General features: G+C 70.7%; 3 protein-coding genes. All 3 read right to left on the bottom strand.

The features are described 5' to 3' along the window. On the bottom strand, positions 1–407 hold a 407-nt coding region (locus PKH97_RS16090), incomplete at its 3' end, for an RNA polymerase sigma factor region1.1 domain-containing protein (RefSeq protein WP_324388621.1). 310 nt (positions 408–717) lie between these two features. Further along, positions 718–1,119 (bottom strand): universal stress protein, encoded by a 402-nt coding sequence (locus PKH97_RS16095; protein ID WP_324388622.1) that lies wholly within the window; start codon positions 1,117–1,119, stop codon positions 718–720. A 45-nt stretch (positions 1,120–1,164) separates the two neighbouring features. Continuing rightward, the coding region (locus PKH97_RS16100; RefSeq protein WP_324388623.1) for a DUF4192 family protein at positions 1,165–2,196 on the bottom strand (1,032 nt) is incomplete at its 5' end.

Genomic DNA, 2,196 nt, shown 5'->3' on the forward strand with positions numbered 1-2,196 from the left:
GTCTTGGCCGGCGCGGCCTTGGCTGCCCCGGTCGTGGCCGGCGCGGCCTTGGCTGCCGCGGTCTTGGCGGACGCGGCCTTGGTAGTCCGGGTGGCCGCAGCCTTGGTGGGGGCCGTCTCGGGCGTGGCTACCGACGCCTTCGCGGTCGCCGACTTCGCAGCGGTCTTGACCGCGCTGCGGCGCGCCGACTTGGCCGGGGCCGCAACGACGACCTCGATCCCCTGCTCCTCCACGGCCCGGACGACGGCCTTGAGTCGTTGCTGGGTCACGCCGGCATCGGCCATGGCGTTCTTGAGGTCCTCGCCGGTCACCGAGCCGGCGGTGCGGCCCTTGCGAACCAGGTCTTGGAGGGCGGCATGGGTGAATTCGCGAGGCAGCTCGGAAGCGGGTGCGGACGTTCGTGGCACTTGCGGCACGACACCTTTCGCAGGGGAGAAATCGTGGTCGTCGCAGACAGGGTGAAGGCACCCGCGACGGGTGAAGCTTGCTGTGGTTGGGTTCCCAGGTGATCCGCGCACCGAGGGGAAGAAGATGGTGAGCCTGGCACGCGCGGACCGCTGTCGTCATTATAAAACGGCGCACCGGGGTTCGCGTATTCCGGTGGGCAATCTGCCCACTGCTGCGCCATGATCCGGATCGCTGCTCGCCCACGCGACGGCGCTGAAGCCGCGCGAGACCCGCTCGATGCGCTCTCGCGTCGCCTGTTCCGTCGCTGCGTCAGTCGGCCTTGACGGCCAGCACCGCGCAGGGGGCGTCGAGCAGGATGCGCTGCGCATTCGAGCCGAGGATAAGTTTGCCGACCGGGGTGCGTCGGCGCAGGCCGATGACAATGAAGTCGGCCTTGAGCTCCTCGGCGACCGCGATGAGGTCCTCGGCGGGCTCCATCCCGCGTACGAGTGCGCGCATCGACACATCGATGCCGTCGGCCTTGAGTTGCTCGACGAGTTGGGCGAGCTCGACCTCGGCGGGCGAGTCCGCGCCATACGCGGTGGTGTCCCGGCCGCCGCGGGCGGAATTGACGATGACCATGGGAACGCCGCGGAGCCGGCACTCCTCCGCGGCACGGGCAATAGCCGCCCGCCCCTCCTTGGTTGGCACGAAGCCGACGACGATCGACACCATTTCCTCCTTCATCGCAGGGCGGTGCCCCTTGCTCGGCCCAACCTACCCGACGCCATGGCCGTATGGCGCGTGAGGTGACACTTCCCCTGGCCCGCCCGGGCGGGCCGCTCTGGGGCGGTAACCGGGCAGGATCCCGATGCTGATCAACTGCCGGATGAGTCCGGCAAGCACGTGCCCGGGGTCCGCCAGCAGCGCCGCCTCGACAGCCGCCTGAGCCGTCATTCCGTCACCCAGCCGGCCCGCGAGAACGCTCGCCACGACGTATGGACCTGCGGACAATGGTTCCGGCGCGCGGGTCGCCAACAGCAGACACCTCGCCAGCACCAGGTGCTGGGCCTGTGGGTGAGCGACCGGAGAGTGATCGCCGACCGCTCCCGCGCCGACGGCCCGCGCGCGCAGCACCGCACCGAAAGGCAACTCGCCCAACGGCAGGATGCCCGGGGCCAGATGGGCGAGCAGCGCATCGCGGAAGTCCCGGTCGAGCAGACTGCGCGCGAGGCTGATCACCGCCTCCGGCGATGGGTTGTAGGCATCCGGCCCGTCGAGCGGCTGCGCTAGGTCGAAGAAGGCCTGCCACCAGCTCGTGGCCAGCACCGGCGTCCTTCGCTGCCGGCGACTGAGCGCCGGCAGCCGCGCTTGGAAGGCTCGGTCGGGTTCGAGACGGGCGATCGCGCTGGCGCGATCCGGCAGCACGCCGCGGCCCATCCCGACCAACTCGGCCACAGGTCCGCAATCGGCGGCAGCCACTACCGCGCGCCAACTCGATGCGCATTCCGGCTCGTCACAGCCCACGTGCGCCCAGCGGTCACCGTCAACCAGGGCCGCGAACAAGACCTCCAAGCCGGCGCGCGTCGTCAGGGCAAGGGCAGAGTCCATGGCCAGCCACCCGGCCGGCCGGGCGTCGTAGGCCACCAACACCACGGCGTCGGCACCCGCCCCAGCCGCGCGATCGAGTGCCTGGCCGAAGCCGCGATCGGCGAGGCTCGTGCGCGAGATCTCCGCGGGAATGTCGAGCCGGGCCACGAGGATCACGCCCCGCTCCCTGGTGAAGATCGCCACCAGCGAGCGCTCGGG

The organism is Nostocoides sp., from assembly GCF_035343835.1.
In the GTDB taxonomy this organism is placed as follows: Bacteria; Actinomycetota; Actinomycetes; order Actinomycetales; family Dermatophilaceae; genus Nostocoides_A; species Nostocoides_A vanveenii.